General features: G+C 32.4%; 2 protein-coding genes. Both read right to left on the reverse strand.

The window, feature by feature from the left end:
* Positions 1 to 145 precede the first annotated feature (145 nt).
* Positions 146 to 640, reverse strand: coding sequence for a VOC family protein (locus F0000_RS27220; RefSeq protein WP_149627837.1), 495 nt, complete (start codon positions 638 to 640; stop codon positions 146 to 148).
* Positions 641 to 714: 74 nt separating this feature from the next.
* Entirely contained in the window at positions 715 to 1530 is an 816-nt protein-coding gene (locus F0000_RS27225) for a helix-turn-helix domain-containing protein (RefSeq protein ID WP_149627838.1), read from the reverse strand.
* Positions 1531 to 1680: the final 150 nt, after the last annotated feature.

Here is a 1680-nt window from a genome sequence, read left to right on the forward strand (position 1 = left end):
TTGCCGCTCATAAATTGTTCAAGAGCTTTCTTCTCTAGTTCTTGTTGTTCTGTATTTGTCATCTTATCTGAATAATGTGTAAATTAAAAATTTAGTATTCAGACAAGGTTATATTTACACTCTCTTTCTACATATTTTCCTTTGTTTAGTTTGGGGAATTTAGGCCGAGTTTATTTCCTTCTGTATCTAAAAACAAAGCAAAAAAACCACTTTCATCTGCGTGAGCGGTTTTTGGGACAATGATTTTTCCGCCATTTTTTTCCACCTTATCGAGAATGTGTTGAAGATTATCTCCACCATTCAGATAAATGGCTACCCCATCAGCTGAAGGCCTGTAGTCTTCTCCTTTCATTATTACTCCTGTAACCATTTGTCCTTCGTATGGAAATATGCCCATTTCCATTCCTGACATTTCCATTTTCTCAATGTTAATGTCCAAAATTGCCTCATAAAAACTTACTGCTCGAGAAATATCCGTTGCAGGAATTTCAAAAAGGGAAATAAAACTTTTCATATCATTAGTTATTTGCTCTTGGTTAGAATCTACTTTTTGTACTTCTGAATTAGGTTTATTTTGATTATTACAAGCCATAAGGCTAAAGGCAAGTATTACAGTAACACTTAATACAATTCTTTTCATTTTTCCTGTTTAAATTAATGATACGAAATTAAATTATTTTTGAAGGTTGAAATTGTAAAAATGCGACATTCAATTTATTTGTAGAAAAGAGCAGAAAGAGTCAAATTTTCATTTCCTAAAAACTCTTTCGGGTTCGTCCCTGTAAACTCCTTAAAGTCTTTAATAAAATGTGCTTGGTCATAATATTCACTTTCGTAAGCTATATTAGTTAAACTTTCTTCTTCTTTGTTAAGTAACATTTTTAATGCGGTTTGCAATCGAATTATTTTACCTAACTGTTTTGGACTAACTCCAATTTGTTTTATAAACTTTCTCTCAAGTTGCCTTCTTGTGGACAAGTCATCTTTAAGAATCGTTTTTATCGGTGCGTTTCCGTTTGTCAATAAAAGTGAATTAACTGTTGTTTTTACAATATTTTCAACAGTTATTTTGTCGTTTAGCCTTTCTAGGAGAAATCTTTCTATGATTTCTATTCGTTGCTTGACGTCTTTCGCTTGGATTATTTTTTGTTCTAACTCCTTGGCTTTTTTTTCATCAAACAATACTTCTAAAGGTGTTTCTTTATTAGCTAAATTTTTAATTGGTTCAGTTACAAAATTAGCAAATCCGTATGGATAAAATCGGATGGCGAATGTATTCACATGCCCTGTTGGTTCGATATAAAATGGTTCAATGGTCTGTCCAAGTACCATTGCACGTGGTTGTAGGATAAATTCATCTCCCGAAGTATATCGCTTAATGTCATCGCCAAGAATAAAAGCCATCTCAATACAGCCATCAGGAACAATCCGTTGTTTTTGCGAATCATTATCAGCAGAAACTTCTAAAGTCCAATAACAGCTAATAAGCGATTCTAAATCTGGATGAGGCTGAAATGTCTGATAGTTCATTAATAACTCGTTTTTTTTCTTAGTGTCACGTCCTAAAATACGGCTACAGATTAATATTAAAATTTAAGCGGCACTTTGGTGCACGTAATTAGGTGTTTTATAGTCTAAAGATAAATGTAATCTTTTATTGTTATATAATTTGATTGCGTT

The organism is Aquimarina sp. RZ0 (assembly GCF_008370685.1).
Taxonomy (GTDB): domain Bacteria; phylum Bacteroidota; class Bacteroidia; order Flavobacteriales; family Flavobacteriaceae; genus Aquimarina.

What these genes read in the sequence shown, in the direction of transcription:
- F0000_RS27220 (WP_149627837.1), bottom strand. Translation starts at nt 640, where the DNA reads ATGAAAAGAATTGTATTAAGTGTTACTGTAATACTTGCCTTTAGCCTT.
- F0000_RS27225 (WP_149627838.1), bottom strand. Translation starts at nt 1,530, where the DNA reads ATGAACTATCAGACATTTCAGCCTCATCCAGATTTAGAATCGCTTATT.